A 14,221-nucleotide genomic window follows, 5' to 3' on the forward strand; every position below is an offset into this window, starting at 1 on the left:
GGGTCGGGAACCCGATCCGGATGTTGATGTGGGCTGGCGCCCGTCGCGCTAGAGATAGATTGCGAAGACAAAAAAGCCCGCAACCGCTTTCGCGGTTCGGGCTTTCCGGGGCAGCGGAAACGCGCTTGCGTCTCACATCCTGCCGTTGGTCTCATCGGACATGGCTGTCCGATAGAGATATTCAATACTTCATAAATTTACACGTCGTGCCGGGGAGTCCCCTGCATCAGAATAAGACTGCCAAGCGAATGGCTGGTTCCAATATTACTCTATCCTTTGGAAGAAAAACAAGCACCCTTTGCAATTTCCCCTCCATGCTGACATAACACACACAGTTCACGAAACATTCCGCGTCGCCGGGAGAGTAAAGACAGTGCAAACTCCGATCCGGCGTCACTCATCGCTTGAGTCGCGTGAATTCGAATTCGACATAACCTTTTGTCTGGTGCGGACCTTTGCTCTCCATTCGCGTACGTGCGTGACTCTCGCGTGGTCGAGCAGCAATTCTGCTTCCGAAGAAAAATTGGCAGTTCGCGATGGCTGATGATCGATAAGCCAATGTGGCTCGCAGCGACGTGCCGCCGGAACCAGGTCTGGTCGACCAGCACGCAGCAGCTCATCGATCGCGCGTCGAACCGCGAGGTCGAGCGCGATGGAAAGGCGCCTGCCCACCCTGCCTTCCATCTCTGCGCCATGACCCAGGAGGAACAATTCGTTGAGGATGTCCTGAGGAAGGTGGCGTGCGACGATATCTACCACCTCGATTTGAATAGCCTGGTCCTGAACACGCGCAATCCAGGGACACACTTCATTCGTCAATCCCTCGCTGGCTGCCCATCGCCACACTTGGCGTAGTCTCCTGATCAGCGTCTCGGTTCTGACCGAGCCGATCCGTGATCCGCGGCGAAACGCCTGGCAATGGGCATCATTCAATTCCACCACGAGCGGGTCGCCGATTTCTTGAATAGCCTGATTGAGCAGGCGTATTTCCCTGCTGAACGCGACGCGCGCCTTGCCCTCTCCAGGGCGGTGTCGCTCTCCATATTCAGTAACGATCCACGACACCCGAAGGGGCTGCGGGACAACCATCGACCGCCGCCTCATTGTTAGCCACTCCGTGTAGGCCGCGTCCCAGTCGGTACCAGCATGGACCTCCTGCCCGCTCTCGGGAGCATAAACAGCAAAGCGGTATGTTTTGCGTGCGCCCGCACGGATGATCAGGCCCGGAGGATGAAATTTGATGCAACCCATGTTCATCCCTGACGAGGTTGATAGTAGTCCAGAATCGGACGGAAGTGCCCAAGCTCGATGCTAACAAGCCTGATAGCCTGCATGAATTCATAGTTCGACGCCATCAACTCGCGCACCCGGCGCTGGGCGTAGGCATGGCGCAGACCGTGAGCGCCGCAGGAAGTGCCGAGCCCGCGCAAGCTGGCGTCAGAAAAGCTTTGGCTAAATGCCTGACCACCACCGATCCGGTAATATGACTGGAGGCGCACGCCCCGATCCACAATGATCACAGGCTTCGGACGTCGCCGCGCTTCGAGCGCCTCGGCCAGGCAGCGCGACAACGCGACTGGACGCCGCAATCCACCCTTGCCGGTAACGATCATCCGCACCACGTCGTGTCGACCCAGAAACATGGTTTGCGGCCAGACGCGATGGCGAGATGGCTCAATTTCGGTCGCGCGGCGCAGCGTATGCAATTCCACAGCGCGCAAGCCGGCGTCGAGCGCGACCAGGGTCGAAACTGCGTTGGGCTCGGACTGGTGCGACGTGGCGGCTTTTACTTCCTCCCACCGCGTAGCACGCCCTGCCCTGACTATCTCGATCAGGCTCTCAACGGGAGGTAGCCGGAGCGACAGGACCCGGCCCAGCGCAATGCGGGTTGTATCCACATCCGACTGAACGTGCATCTCCGCATACTCCTGTATAAATTCCAGTACCTCAGCCTTGAGATAGGGACCATTAAGGTCGAGACCGTTTTCTTTGCGCCATTCCAGAAATCGCCGCTCCGCCTGTATCGTCACGCGTTCGGTGCCGATCGATGTGATGATCGTCCTGCGGAGGTCGCCGAGTTCCGATTTCGGCACACCGTGCAAGGCCACCGACTTGCGGATGTCACTGATCACGTTCGATTTGCTCATTTTTGATAACGCTCCATTCCATCAATCAGACCCCAGACGACCATCCGTCGCTGAAGAGTTGATACTACAAAACGGCGACCTGAATGACGCTCAATTAATTGCGCAAGGCGTGCATATGTATAGTGCGACCGGTGTGCCGATTGAGCACGTCGGCGGATAAAGCTCTCTGCAATATGGCGATAGGCATCAAGCCCCGAGCGGCGACGGCGACGCGGACGTCGCAGCAGGCTCGACTCGCTGCCCTGGTCCTCAGGGGCAGATGCAGCGTCCGACGCTGGCGGCGCTGCTCCATAGTGCGATTCCAACTGAAGGATGAGCGCTAAAACAGGCGGACCAGACATGGGTACTCCTAGGCGATGAAATCGATGAACGGGGCAAACGCACAGCGGGTAAGACACGTGGCCGATCGGGCGGCCGCGAGACGACGCGAAAAGACGGGATGATTTGCGGACGACGAGATTCTGATCGTGATCCACGAAGGCAAATGGTGGCGTAACAGCGCGCCAACGCGACGGCAAAGCGGCCGTCAGGTACGCGTTCAGTGGACGTTCGTTAATCGAAACGGGAAGGAGATTTGCTGAACCTCGGCGAGCACAATGGCCCGATCCGAGATTGAGTTCAGCTGCATCAGCCTGACCAGGCAGATGCAATAGTTTGCTTGCGCCGCTTTACGGGAAGCCCACGAAGCGAACAACGATGAAATTACGAGTGAATCGTGCCGAGCAAACGGCTGCGTGGATTCTCGCACCAGAATTCTTCAACGTCAACACCGCTCGCGACGTGTGAGTTGTCGTCTAACGGAAATGGCACGGTCAGGAACCAGAAGATCGCCGATCGCGCTTTCACACCGCTGGAGAGGGGACGCGAGCGCGCCAAACCGCGATCGGTTGATCCGCCGACGCCCTACGTGCTTCATTTCATGTTCATCTAGAAACGCCTGTGTGCGAGTTGCGATGCGTTGGGACGACTGCAGTGGTGTTGAAGCCTCTCCAACGTCCAGACAGACGATTGCCCATCCAAAAAATCTGTTCGTCTTCCACTCTATCTCAGCTGGTTTTGATACGAATCCAAGCCTTCTCGCTCTCTGTATCGCGAAGTTGCGTAGGGCGTTTCGTCATAGAAACTTGTCGGGTGTCTTCGAGATGCGTCCCGTCTTGACGGTCACATTCTTTAACTATCTGAGATGGAGTACAAATGAAATTTATTGGAAAAATCTGGTCGCGTTTCTTTCCATGCAGAAGTGACGAAATCCCAGCTATTTGTGTCGCGTTTTCTGTATCGGCATTGAGTTGCGGCTGTGTTGTGCTGTGGTTGTGGATTGTGCACACGCCCAGCTCATTGACAGCAACGGATGACGCGCATGAAACGTGTTCGAGTCAGTTCCAAAGCTCTTGTAGTCCAACTGCAGATTAGCGCGTTCGAAATTGCCAGATAACCGGACATCAAGAGGCAAATGCGATGGGAAATTTCAGAACCTACTGGAAGATATTCTGGACTGAATGTTTTGAGCTGTTCCTCGATTTGGTCAGGCCGTTGATCGTCTTTATCCGTTGGTTGTGCGGAAGAGACAGGACCTGATCCATCAGCTGTATTGCACCCATACCAGAAATGGTATGGGCGGCGCGTTTTCGGCGCTCCACCTTTCCCTTGTTCCCCATTTTTGACGAGCCTGTCTTGCATTAGTCCGACTCGCATTTCTTGGCAACCAAGACCTTCGACACAACGCGCCGGGAATTCACGCCTTCATGCACCTTCCGATCAACTCAGGTCTGCCTCTCATATGGAGCAGATTTTCCATGAACTTGCGTCTCGCAGACCCGGTGCGATCCTGGTGCTACCTGCAACGGTAGATGCGGGCGGAACAGGAGCCGGACGGTAGCCGGCACTTGCCACTTCGATCTGTGATTCGTCAGGATACCAAACACGATAGATGGACTGGGAATCATCGACGGTTACCACTATCACCGGAAAACTGGATATGAAATCAAGACGTTTTATTTTCAACAGAAATGCTCAGGAAGTCATCGAGGTGACGCACGGCGATGTCACCGGTTACATCGCAGCCTCCATTTCGCCAGAAGTACTTCGACTCTGGCACCGTCGTCTCACGGCACGACTGAAGCGTATGCAACGACCCAGGGTTCGCGCGCGACCAGACAAATGCCTAAGATCGAAACCAAAACGCACTCGCCCACGTCGGCAACTTCCGAAAAAACGCCATCGTGGCCGAGTCCGATTCCTGACCGGCGGCTGACGTTGGGAACCCACGCTTGCAACGTTAGGGGTACAACCGATACGTGACAGTGCGCTCGCACGCGCCGTTTTGCAGCGTTGCGCGCTGGCTGGAACCGTCTTCGAATTGCTTTTTGAGGTGAGAAATGAATCGATTTAATATGCCTGGCCTGCTCATTCTGCGTTGGGTTTTTGTCGCGATGTTTGTTCTTATTGTCGTCGGATCCTTGCGCCCTGGCTTGCACGTGGGTGCGGACCAGTTTTATGTATTGCTGATTACGTCCGTTCTGGCTGCCGCCGCCGTCTCGGCCCAGAATCCAGCGAGTGCCAGGTGGATTAGCTTGGGTATATTCACATTTACCGTTGGAATCCTGCGGCTCCTGTATGCATTCAATGAGTACAGCGTATATGCCGCCGCCATTTGGAGTCTTGCCGTCATCGCGGTGGTCACGATCCGCAGGTATGCAATTGCGACGCCAGATCTCGCTCTGCAGCCCATGTGCAGGAAAGCCGTGACACAACCTGCACATCATTCTGAAGAGCCTGTTAGGCCTAACTATTCGTTCACCCGAAACATTCGCCGTGCCCGTTACTCGTTTGACGATCTTGTCGGAATGGCCGATACGAAGAAACGTCTTTTCGCAGCCGGCGAATCCATCATCGACCGTCCCGGTGAAGGACGCAATGGCATCCTGCTCTTTGGCGAACCTGGAAACGGCAAGACGATGTTTGCCGAAGCGCTGAGCGGTGAACTTAATGTACCGTTCTTTCCAGTCACCTATGGCGATGTAGCGTCGAAATGGATCAACGAGACACCTCAAAAACTTGACGCAGTGTTCAGACAGGCACGAGAGGCCGCGCCGTGCATTTTGTTCCTGGATGAAATGGATTCCATGGTGAAGCCCCGCGAAAGCTCCCATGCGATGGATAGAGACCTGGTCAACGTGATGCTCACGAACATCGCTGATCTTCACGGCACGCAGGTTGTGCTGGTTGCTGCGACGAACTTCATTGACAGCCTGGATCCTGCGGCAATCCGTGAGGGTCGGTTCGATTTTCGCGTTGAAATTCCACCGCCGGACCTTGACGCGCGTCGGGCCATTTTGCGCAGATCGATTGGAAACGCGGTGGGTTATGGAATGGTCGACAGCAGGCTCATCACGAGCCTTGCGGCAAGGTGGGAGGGTTTTAGCGCAAGCCGGCTGGCCGGCGTGGGTGGCCCCCTTGCAGATATGCAGCGAGACGGCGTAATCGGCCCGGGCCGCGTCACCTTCGATCATGGAATGCGCGCCATGCGCATGCTGCAGGGACGTTGTGGTCGCCTCCCAGAAGACGTGAAATCCCTTGATGAGATTATTATGCCTCCCGCTTCCCGGAATGCGTTGCGTGATCTCGCATTCAGGATGAAGCAAATACATCGGCTCGAACAGATAGGTGGCGGCCTGCCTACCGGACTCGTTTTTTTCGGGCCGCCCGGAACCGGCAAGACCCAGGCGGCGATGGCACTCGCAAAGACAAGCGGATACGCATTTCTGAAAACCACGGGTGCGAACATCATCGGTAAGCCGGAATCATGGGACAAACTGGTACGCGAAGGTAAAGATATCCGACCCGTTGTAATCCTGATTGATGAAGCGGATGACATCCTGGTTGATCGCCGGTACTCATCCGTTGTCTCGCTCACGAACCGGATCCTGACGACGCTTGACGGTGCCGATGGCCGTATCGCCGATGTCATCTATATTGCGGCAACGAATCACTATGACAGGCTCGACAGCGCAGCGATTCGCGGCGGGCGATTTGAGGAAAAAATCCGATTTGACGTGCCGAGTTTTCAAGACTTGAGGCAATACATAATTACCAGCCTGAAGAAGATCTCCGATCAACGCTACACGATCGTAAGCGGTGTGACCGAACGTTGTCTTTCTATTTTCACGGGTCATTCAATCTCAGATGTCGATGCCGTATTTTCCCGAGCAATCAACTTTGCCGCCGTTCGAGCGCTGCAGGAAAACGTGGCTGAACTTCGCCCTACCGATATTTCAGCCGCGGCTGAGATCGTGCTGATTGATTAATGCCGTTCGATGGTTTAAGCACACACCTGTCATTTGCTGACCGTCTTCACGATAGTGGTTAGACGCGTCAATACATTTGCATCGTCAGCCGAGAAACTTATCCTGGAACGATACCGGATGAAAGGCACCGGAACTCACCGCCTTTATCTAACCGGTCCAACACCACTTACCTGAAGGAGAGTTTTATGAAAGCAAAGGATAACAAACGAGACCTGAAAATTATCGATGACAGCTTCGACCTCCCTGAGGTTGTCGCCGCGTTGATCAATCTTGTCGGCTACGTAACAATGGCGCTGCCGTTCGCCACGGTCCTGATCGCTCTCTTCCTGGGCATGTGGGGCGCGGACGAGGTCGGCGACGCCATTGCGGCTGCACTGCCCGACTGGCGGGCCGTGGCAACTGGCGTTGTCACTGGCGTCAAGCTACTCGTAGTGCTAATGGCGGCGCGTACCATTTTTGTGACGCTGACCGCTCTGCCACCGTTCCTGCCCGAGTTCATCGAGATCATACGGCGCGAGTTGCGCAAAGACTTCGACTTATGACGCCACATTCGCGGTGAGGCGAAACACTCCTCGCCAGCCCTCGCCGTCAATTGCAGCTCTCGAAAAAACTGGGCCGTTGAGGCTGCATCGCCCCTGCTATTTCCAAGGGGCGTTCCAAAAGCCCCATCATGCGAGCGGGAAAAACCTCTTACAGAATCCGTCGCATACGTCCAACTGGAAGCCACGTTCCGGGCATCTTCGTCGAGGCGCAAAGCGTCGAGGCAAGGCGAGCCGACCACCACCACAATCTAGGAGTGTCCGACCGGCGGCATCACAAAGAGGCGTTCGTCCCACACCACAGGTTGCGGCTCGGTAACGGCAATCCGTGTCGCGTCGGGGTGTGCGGGATTGACCAGCACGTTGAACTCTGCACGGACGACGACGGAAGGTACGATCAGGAGCGCGGTACGCGACTCGGACAGCCAGGCGTCGCCGAACTCCCTTGCCGCCTGCAGTGCTGGCGCATCCCATCCCCCCGGCAACGATTCGGCCGAATGGCGTTCGACGCGAATATCGTCGGGAACCGCTGCTTCAACCCATCCGTGTGTCTTCGGTACCTTGCCGATGCGCGCATGAACAAGAACCTCGAGCATCGCACCGGCGAAGGTCGACGCGGCGTAGATGACCGGTCGCCCCGGGCTATTGAAGCGGCCGCCCACCAGCATCGCGCCGGTGCCACTCCAGATCGTGTGTCGAGTGTCGGCGATTCGAAACAACTTCACGCCGGCAACCCATAAAACAGTTTCCAGAGCAGCTCTTCGACCCGGCGCGCGCCAAGTTCGGTCAGCGCAACATCGAGCGGCGCCCGCCCTTCGAGCTCCGGATGCGGCGTCGCCAGGAATTCCCGCGCGTCCTCTTCGTCGTTCCAGACGTAGGTCGTCGTCGCGACGATCCTGGCCAGCCGCTCAGTCTTTTCCGATTCGTCTGGCGTCAGCCGATCGCGACGCCGCTTATAGGTCGCTTCGGGGATGATGCGGGCAAGTAGCGCACGCCGGGCGTCGGCACCCTGCGTCGCATGTTCGACGCCCGCGCGCAGCGCGGACTTGGGCAGGCCGTCGCGCACAAGTGCCTCGAGTTCCGCGAGCGTGTGCGGGACCTGCCGCAGTTCCATGACCGCGGCCACTGCTTCAGGCGTAATCAGTGACATGCGACCCCCGACTAAAGTATCAATTGATACCTAATGATAGCGCAATTGATACCGTCCGCAAACCCATCTTCAATCTGGCGGGCTCCAGCGGGGAGACTGTCGAGGCAGCCACCTCGGCATCGTCCGTGCCATGCGAGGATCGCTCACATTGCACGACGGCACGTTACGTGCCTACAGAAATCTTTCATACACGAAACGCTCAAGCAATTAAGCATCCGCTGGCGACAGGAAGCCGCACCGCGCACGCGGATAAACCATTTATAGTGCACTGCACAAGCCCGTTCGATCGGTGGGTGCGATCTGACGGTCGTGTTATAGCGCACTGCACAAACCCCGTCCGATCGGCAAGTGCGATCCGACGACCGCGTCCGGCGTTCCCGGGTTGCGGACAGACATGCCGCTGAAGGTGATTCGACACGCCTGTCAGCTTCGCCCAGTTTCTGTCTACACCATCAAGATGAGGTTCCTATGAAATACCTTCCCCGCATCGCCGCGTCTGGAGCACTCCTGGTCGTCGCTCTCGCTATCGTCACCTTCGCCCAGATCAAACTCGCGCCGCAATCCGCAGACAACAACCCGCTCGCGCGGATCGTCCTGAACATCGAGTCGCAACTGAACGGCTGAGTGACTCCACCGCTGTATGTAGCCCGCGCCCCGCAGGCAAAGAAAAACCCGCCATGCTCAAAAGAGAACTGGCGGGTTTGAGCGACTGATTTCGGATTCGCATACAGGCAATGACAACGGAGTTGTCGCGTGCTCAGGCTCCTCCAGCGACCAGTCAGCCTCCATGTCCACGGCATCCAGCACCTTGGGCAGGTCACCAATCGTCAATTCGAAGCGCTTCATCGTGGCCTCGTGATACAGACAATCTTCCCCTTCGATCAGAAACTTGAAGAGCGTGTCGCCACACTGATCCAGCGTAAGCCAGCCCTCCCCGCCTTGCGAGAATTGTCACTGCGCAACCTGAAGGCATGGCCGAATCCAGATTTTGTGCAGCGGCCTCCTGCACAAATTGAAATCTCTCGGCTCGGCAAACATAGGATTACGAATTAAATATCGATCAATTGATATATGTCGAATGTCAATTGATGCCACAGCTAGCACTCGAATGCCTAAAGTCCCGCTCAAGATAGCGGTAAAACGTTCAGCTAGGCCGCGTCACGCGAATCGGCACAAAAACAGCGGCGATTCGCGCGGTATTATCCTAAGCCTGCGCCGGCGGCTCCTTGTCAGAATAGTGGCGGACCCAGCATATAGTCCACCGCACGCTCGGACCCCGCAGGGAATGGATCGCCTTGCGCTTCAACGGAATGTCGGTACGCCTCCTGCTCCGCCTCGCGCATGAAATCGATAAATCCGACCTGTCTTCGCTAAGTTCAAATGTCGTGTGGCCGGCTACATAGAAATGTCGGGTTTTGCCCTGTTCTTTTTTCTGGTTGTGGGGTGGGGCGGCGCAGCCGCGCTCCGCCATCGTCTTCAGCAGCTTCCCCTGCTCAAGAGGCAACAGGCGTGACAGCTCATCCCGATGTACTTCGAGTGCATCGGCGTATGCGTTGAGGTACTTCTGGCGCCCGTCGTAGCCTAGCGCAGGCCAGGCTTTGAACGCATGACTGGCGGCTGCGACGGTTTCGTGAAGCTGTTCCGCTGTGGCTGATGGAGCCTTGGCGAATGCTTGACCTGTAGCCAGGTTGATTACGTCAAAGCTATCGTGCGACTGCAAAAGATTACCAGCGATGCTGAGGTAATAAGGGCCGTTGAAATCCAACGGACTTAACTGCTTGAGGTAATGCAGACACAAATTATTCTCCGGGGTATGGAGGGCTGAAGTGCTGCTGTCGCGAATCCCGCCACAAATCGAAGTGGATTTTCGGAGTCTTGTAGGAGTACTTTATTCAAAAAATGAAACGTTTCATGCATCCGCTGGTACGGAGAACGCCGGCTGCGTGCATACGCTGGGCCTCTCCTGCATTCTTTCGTACCACTCCAGTAGCGCGGTGCATTCAGCCGGCACCGGCAGCTTGACGATAGAAGCGAAGACCAGGCCGCCGATCACGGTGATGTCGGCCATTGAAAATTCTTTACCTGCGACATACGGCTGGTTTCGAAGAACAGCATCGAGGTAATGCATTCCGCGCAGGGCCTTCGCGCTGCCTGAATCCCCATTCGGCGTTCTGGTACAGTTCAACCTGCGGCCCCAATCCCGGCGTTCCATGATGGCAATAAACGCTTATGGCGTCGAGCAGTTCCAGTTCGGCACGCTTGCTCATCATGTGGATCAACCCTTTTTCGAGCGGTGCCCTGCCAGTCAGCGTCGGCACGCCATCGAGTCCGTCAAGGTACTCCGTTATGGCCGTGCACTCGGCAATACAGGTCCCGTCATCAAGTTCGAGCACTGGCAGCGTGCCCGAGTAGTTCTTGCTCCCCATGAATTCGGGCTTCTTGTGCTCGCCCGCGTACAGGTCGACCAGCACGAACCGCACTCGCGATTGCAGATTACGCAATGCGCACACGCGTCGGATACGGCCCTTGCGGGAAGTCATAGACCGTCATTGTCGACGGCTGATTGTCATTGATACTCGTTGCAATAGCACTCATTTGGCTTTCCTTTCGCAGTGGTGTCGGGGCGAACGGCAATCGCGTATACCCAACGTTCGTTAGATTTACAACATGCATTACAATCCGGGTTGTCAACACCGCGTAGTCATGCGGAGAACGGTACAAATACGGAACGAATCGAACTCGGGCTCCAGGGAGCGGATCCTGGCGGCGGCCACGAAGATTGCTCAGGCCCACGGCTACAGTGGATTGAATTTTCAGGATCTCGCGGAAGACGTTGGTATCAGACCCGCCAGCATCTATCACCACTTCACGAACAAGGCTGACCTCGGCGCAGCGGTGGCACGACGGTATTGGGAGGACTCGGCAGCGGTTCTTGAAGCTCTCCAGTCCGAGTCCCCCGACTCGTTGCACTGCCTGCACCGCTATCCCGATACGTTTCGCAAGGCGCTGAAAAACGCAAATCGCATCTGCTTGTGCAGCTTCATGGCTGCCGAAAGCGATGACCTCCCCGGTGGAGTGATGCGGGAAGTCCGAACCTTCGGTGAGGTGCACATTGCCTGGCTGAGCAAGGTTCTCTCAGCGGCGAGGGTTGTTGACTCAAAAGGGAGTGATCCACGGGCCCACGCTATCTTCGCCGCCGTGGCTGGCGCACAGCTCATTGCGAGGAGCCGTTCGGATGTCTCGCTCTACGACACACTGATCGACGGTTATCGTGCTGCCGGGCTACTTCCTGCCTGGCACGCTTGTGAATTGCGTGAGCGACGCGCGTATCGCAAACGGTATTGAGTTGTCGACGAACGACTCACGGCAACCGACCTACCGGTTGTAGCCGAACTCGACCAGATAGCGAACTCAACGCAAGCGTGCTCGCTCCCCTTCGAGACCCGCATACAAGATTCAACGAAGTGGCGAATTATCGGTCGGTATCCAGATCGTCGATGTCGCGTCAAAAAACTGATCTGGTCCTCCCTTGGGCGGCCACACGCCATCCGCGTATGACTTCGCGCGGATCGCGATCCGCTCATCGAGACTTTCCCACGGCCAGACGTGGGTGATGCGAGGAGCGCCGTCAAGCGCATACATATTGACTGTCAGGGGTGAGCGTTTCGAGCGCTCAGGCATCGCGGTCTTCCAGGCTTCAATAGTCGGCTCAAGTCCACCCGGCCGCAGCCAGTATGTTCGGAATTCGTAGTATTTGCCGAAGGAGCCCGGCTCTACCGGAGGAAGAAACGAAAACCCGGCGTAACTCTCCATCTCGATCCGACAGTCGCTTGTAGTTGCCCCGAAAGGATTCGAGTGATGGAGCGCACGTTCTCGTTCACGCGTCAGTTCGTGAGCGTTATTGAATCCCCGCAGTATCCGCAGGCTGCCAAGCGGACCATTTTCGGAGGTCCATGCGCCGAGCCAACGCCCCGATATTCCAGAGCGATGGAGATAGACCTCCGCGTTCTCGATAACCTGGGGCAGTTTAAGGATGTGCGAGGACAGAGTAGTGAGTTCGTAAAGCATGTCCAATCTCCATCGTGTTTTGGACGATCGTGTGCGTCCGATTGATGACCAGATTAGACTCAGACGTTCTCGCTCGGTATTCCCAATACGTTCACACGCTCCGTCAAAAATTCACTATGTTCGACTGGCAAGATTTGCAGTACTTCCTCGTGCTCGCACGCACTGGATCACTCTCAGGTGCTGCCAGTGAGCTTTCTGTTGAGCACGCAACGGTCGGACGTCGCATAGCATCGCTCGAGGCGACGCTTGGGTTGAAACTCGTACATCGGCTACCCAGGAGCACCCGATTAACGGAAGATGGAATGGTCGTTGCCGAACTCGCCGTCAGGATGACGCAAAGCGCACAGGCAATCGACGCATTCGCACTTCGGACCTCGGCCGTGATGTCCGGGTCGGTGCGGATCAGCGTGCCGCCTACGATCGGCAATTTCTGCGTTGCCCCGTATATTCAAGAGTTCCGCGAGCGCCATCCGTCCTTGAAGCTCGTTATGGCGAGTACCCCGGAAATCGCCCCGCTTGACAGGGGTGTTGCAGATATCGCGATTCGAATGTTCAAGCCACAAGAGGCAAGTCTACTTTCGCGCCGGGTTGGTGCAATTCGCTTCGGCTTATACGCAAGCCGCGCCTATGCAGCACGCCCTTCCGCACAGTGGGCGTTCATCGCCTACGACACGTCGTTGGATCACGTGAAGCATCAGGTCTGGCTGCGCCGATTTCTCGACGGCAGACCCATCGTGTTCGAAACGAGCGACGTTGTCGCACAGCAGATGGCCGCGCGCAACGATGTTGGCGTTGCGGTTCTACCCACGATGCTCGGCGAGCGCGACGCAGAGCTCGTCAGGCTACACGTCGATGTCAACCCGCCCGATGCAGCATTGTGGCTTGTTACATATCCTGATCTGCGGCGCACGCCGGCTATCCAGGCGGCTATGGCATTCCTGGCGGATTGCATACATCGCGAACCGCAGTTGAAATGATTTAACCGCGCGCCCTAACCAGACACTCAATCTGCAGGCGGTTTAATTCAATAGACTAAGTATTTACCCTAGTGTGAAATACGAACTGTTGCCGCGAAAGAAAAGCGGCTTACTTCACGCAAAAAGGGTGGACCATGAATCCCGTCATCAAAGCCGCTATCGTGACCGTTGCCGTCCTGCTTCCCGCAGCGGCCTTCGCTCAGTCGAACGAACCGCTGACACGCGGACAGGTTCGCGCGGAACTGCTTCAGCTCGAAGACGCGGGTTACAACCCGCTCAGCAATTGCACCGGCGATTGCCCAGGCAGCCTGCGACGTGCCGAAGCATTGCTGGCTCGACGTCAGCAAAATGCCAGCGCCTCTTACGGCCCTGGCACGGGCGGCACGGAACAATCGGGCAGATAACGAAGCAATGCGCCAGCATTACCTGGCGATATCGCTGGGCTGCGAGCTTCCGCTCCTGCCTGCATCGTAGCCAGTCGGGTCCGCAGCCGCCCTGCGCGCCGCTTTGCGGAATTCAGCGGCCTGGACCTCGCCATACGGGAAATCCGCCCAGGCTGTCGGACTGTATCCGGCCTTTTCCGCCTGCACGAGCTCGGCACGAACTTGCGCGCGGGTGAGTGACGGGCTGCCCTGTGCGAAGGAAATGACTGGCGCAGCGAAGGCCAGCGCGACGACTGCGATACGGAGCGATTTCATGGCGACATCTCCCCAGCATTGCTCGACTGCACTGCGTCGCCGGCTCGCGCGCGGTGCCCAATACAGTCTAGCAGCCTTGCGGGATGGCCTGCAGTCGAGGCAACTGCATCGTCGGCGCCGTAAAGCTGGGCGGATAGACGCACCATGAACCGTCGCCATGACGGAAGAAAACAATCGCAAACGCCGTCGACGAACGCATCACCTCGATGCGGACGGCGCGCCACGGCATGTTTCTCGAACGCGCGGGCCGACTGACGCGGATGTTGTCCACCTGGCCCAGCCAGTCATGCATGAGGAGCCGAAGCGATGTCGTGCGCTTGCTCATGAGTTGTCCC

Annotated in this window: 15 protein-coding genes and 2 pseudogenes; 7 read left to right on the forward strand and 10 right to left on the reverse strand. The window is 57.0% G+C overall.

Translation table 11 applies throughout. The annotated features are described in order from the left end of the window. Positions 1-393 precede the first annotated feature (393 nt). Complete coding sequence (locus tag G3O01_RS08140; RefSeq protein ID WP_205803997.1) at positions 394-1,251, reverse strand: hypothetical protein; 858 nt, start codon at positions 1,249-1,251, stop codon at positions 394-396. A gap of 2 nt (positions 1,252-1,253) precedes the next feature. After that, positions 1,254-2,147 carry a hypothetical protein gene (locus tag G3O01_RS08145; protein WP_205803998.1) on the reverse strand — a complete coding sequence of 298 codons (894 nt, stop codon included), beginning with the start codon at positions 2,145-2,147 and terminating at the stop codon, positions 1,254-1,256. 2,378 nt (positions 2,148-4,525) lie between these two features. Between G3O01_RS08145 and G3O01_RS08150 the strand changes: the two genes are divergently transcribed. Together G3O01_RS08150 and G3O01_RS08155 are read left to right on the forward strand one after the other, a co-directional pair. Then, positions 4,526-6,454, forward strand: coding sequence for an AAA family ATPase (locus G3O01_RS08150; protein ID WP_205803999.1), 1,929 nt, complete (start codon positions 4,526-4,528; stop codon positions 6,452-6,454). Between the two features lie 185 nt (positions 6,455-6,639). Next, positions 6,640-6,996, forward strand: coding sequence for a hypothetical protein (locus G3O01_RS08155; protein WP_205804000.1), 357 nt, complete (start codon positions 6,640-6,642; stop codon positions 6,994-6,996). Positions 6,997-7,244: 248 nt separating this feature from the next. On the opposite strand, the gene G3O01_RS08160 is transcribed toward G3O01_RS08155, so the two are convergent. Both G3O01_RS08160 and G3O01_RS08165 read right to left on the reverse strand, forming a co-directional pair. Beyond that, positions 7,245-7,718 (reverse strand): RES domain-containing protein, encoded by a 474-nt coding sequence (locus G3O01_RS08160; RefSeq protein ID WP_205804001.1) that lies wholly within the window; start codon positions 7,716-7,718, stop codon positions 7,245-7,247. Beyond that, positions 7,715-8,143, reverse strand: coding sequence for an antitoxin Xre/MbcA/ParS toxin-binding domain-containing protein (locus G3O01_RS08165; protein WP_205804002.1), 429 nt, complete (start codon positions 8,141-8,143; stop codon positions 7,715-7,717). Before G3O01_RS08165 ends, G3O01_RS08160 begins: the two co-directional genes overlap by 4 nt. 468 nt (positions 8,144-8,611) lie before the next feature. Between G3O01_RS08165 and G3O01_RS08170 the strand changes: the two genes are divergently transcribed. Further along, positions 8,612-8,767, forward strand: a complete 156-nt coding sequence (locus G3O01_RS08170; protein ID WP_205804003.1) for a hypothetical protein — start codon at positions 8,612-8,614, stop codon at positions 8,765-8,767. A gap of 57 nt (positions 8,768-8,824) precedes the next feature. Here the strand turns inward: G3O01_RS08170 and G3O01_RS08175 are convergent, their stop codons facing one another. The 3 genes and pseudogenes from G3O01_RS08175 to G3O01_RS08185 all read right to left on the reverse strand — a co-directional run bounded on the left by G3O01_RS08175 (position 8,825) and on the right by G3O01_RS08185 (position 10,738). Beyond that, entirely contained in the window at positions 8,825-8,989 is a 165-nt protein-coding gene (locus G3O01_RS08175) for a hypothetical protein (protein ID WP_205804004.1), read from the reverse strand. Between the two features lie 358 nt (positions 8,990-9,347). Continuing rightward, the gene (locus tag G3O01_RS45195; RefSeq protein ID WP_241023770.1) at positions 9,348-9,908 is read right to left on the reverse strand and encodes an aldehyde dehydrogenase family protein; all 561 of its coding nucleotides are present in this window, start codon (positions 9,906-9,908) and stop codon (positions 9,348-9,350) included. A 144-nt stretch (positions 9,909-10,052) separates the two neighbouring features. Continuing rightward, positions 10,053-10,738, reverse strand: a pseudogene (locus G3O01_RS08185) (glutathione S-transferase). A gap of 126 nt (positions 10,739-10,864) precedes the next feature. Here G3O01_RS08185 and G3O01_RS08190 point away from each other — a divergent pair. Continuing rightward, positions 10,865-11,488 carry a TetR/AcrR family transcriptional regulator gene (locus G3O01_RS08190; protein ID WP_205804102.1) on the forward strand — a complete coding sequence of 208 codons (624 nt, stop codon included), beginning with the start codon at positions 10,865-10,867 and terminating at the stop codon, positions 11,486-11,488. Between the two features lie 111 nt (positions 11,489-11,599). Here G3O01_RS08190 and G3O01_RS08195 read toward each other — a convergent pair whose 3' ends face one another. Further along, positions 11,600-12,211 carry an NIPSNAP family protein gene (locus G3O01_RS08195; protein WP_205804005.1) on the reverse strand — a complete coding sequence of 204 codons (612 nt, stop codon included), beginning with the start codon at positions 12,209-12,211 and terminating at the stop codon, positions 11,600-11,602. A gap of 116 nt (positions 12,212-12,327) precedes the next feature. Between G3O01_RS08195 and G3O01_RS45200 the strand changes: the two are divergent. The 3 genes and pseudogenes from G3O01_RS45200 to G3O01_RS08205 all read left to right on the forward strand — a co-directional run. Further along, positions 12,328-12,501: pseudogene (locus G3O01_RS45200) on the forward strand (LysR family transcriptional regulator); the annotation flags it as partial. Between the two features lie 12 nt (positions 12,502-12,513). Continuing rightward, positions 12,514-13,188 carry a LysR substrate-binding domain-containing protein gene (locus G3O01_RS08200; RefSeq protein WP_241023806.1) on the forward strand — a complete coding sequence of 225 codons (675 nt, stop codon included), beginning with the start codon at positions 12,514-12,516 and terminating at the stop codon, positions 13,186-13,188. Positions 13,189-13,322: 134 nt separating this feature from the next. After that, entirely contained in the window at positions 13,323-13,592 is a 270-nt protein-coding gene (locus tag G3O01_RS08205) for a DUF4148 domain-containing protein (protein WP_205804007.1), read from the forward strand. Between the two features lie 18 nt (positions 13,593-13,610). Here the strand turns inward: G3O01_RS08205 and G3O01_RS08210 are convergent, their stop codons facing one another. Beyond that, positions 13,611-13,886: a DUF4148 domain-containing protein gene (locus tag G3O01_RS08210; protein ID WP_205804008.1), complete on the reverse strand. Its 276-nt coding sequence runs from the start codon at positions 13,884-13,886 to the stop codon at positions 13,611-13,613. Between the two features lie 67 nt (positions 13,887-13,953). Next, the gene (locus G3O01_RS08215; protein WP_205804009.1) at positions 13,954-14,211 is read right to left on the reverse strand and encodes a hypothetical protein; all 258 of its coding nucleotides are present in this window, start codon (positions 14,209-14,211) and stop codon (positions 13,954-13,956) included. Positions 14,212-14,221: the final 10 nt, after the last annotated feature.

The sequence above is a fragment of the Burkholderia sp. Ac-20365 genome (assembly GCF_017104715.1).
Taxonomy (GTDB): domain Bacteria; phylum Pseudomonadota; class Gammaproteobacteria; order Burkholderiales; family Burkholderiaceae; genus Paraburkholderia.

What these genes read in the sequence shown, in the direction of transcription:
- G3O01_RS08215 (WP_205804009.1), bottom strand. Translation starts at nt 14,211, where the DNA reads ATGAGCAAGCGCACGACATCGCTTCGGCTCCTCATGCATGACTGGCTG.
- G3O01_RS08150 (WP_205803999.1), top strand. Translation starts at nt 4,526, where the DNA reads ATGAATCGATTTAATATGCCTGGCCTGCTCATTCTGCGTTGGGTTTTT.
- G3O01_RS08210 (WP_205804008.1), bottom strand. Translation starts at nt 13,886, where the DNA reads ATGAAATCGCTCCGTATCGCAGTCGTCGCGCTGGCCTTCGCTGCGCCA.
- G3O01_RS08205 (WP_205804007.1), top strand. Translation starts at nt 13,323, where the DNA reads ATGAATCCCGTCATCAAAGCCGCTATCGTGACCGTTGCCGTCCTGCTT.
- G3O01_RS08170 (WP_205804003.1), top strand. Translation starts at nt 8,612, where the DNA reads ATGAAATACCTTCCCCGCATCGCCGCGTCTGGAGCACTCCTGGTCGTC.
- G3O01_RS08195 (WP_205804005.1), bottom strand. Translation starts at nt 12,211, where the DNA reads ATGCTTTACGAACTCACTACTCTGTCCTCGCACATCCTTAAACTGCCC.
- G3O01_RS08175 (WP_205804004.1), bottom strand. Translation starts at nt 8,989, where the DNA reads ATGAAGCGCTTCGAATTGACGATTGGTGACCTGCCCAAGGTGCTGGAT.
- G3O01_RS08140 (WP_205803997.1), bottom strand. Translation starts at nt 1,251, where the DNA reads ATGGGTTGCATCAAATTTCATCCTCCGGGCCTGATCATCCGTGCGGGC.
- G3O01_RS08145 (WP_205803998.1), bottom strand. Translation starts at nt 2,147, where the DNA reads ATGAGCAAATCGAACGTGATCAGTGACATCCGCAAGTCGGTGGCCTTG.
- G3O01_RS08155 (WP_205804000.1), top strand. Translation starts at nt 6,640, where the DNA reads ATGAAAGCAAAGGATAACAAACGAGACCTGAAAATTATCGATGACAGC.
- G3O01_RS08165 (WP_205804002.1), bottom strand. Translation starts at nt 8,143, where the DNA reads ATGTCACTGATTACGCCTGAAGCAGTGGCCGCGGTCATGGAACTGCGG.
- G3O01_RS08200 (WP_241023806.1), top strand. Translation starts at nt 12,514, where the DNA reads ATGGTCGTTGCCGAACTCGCCGTCAGGATGACGCAAAGCGCACAGGCA.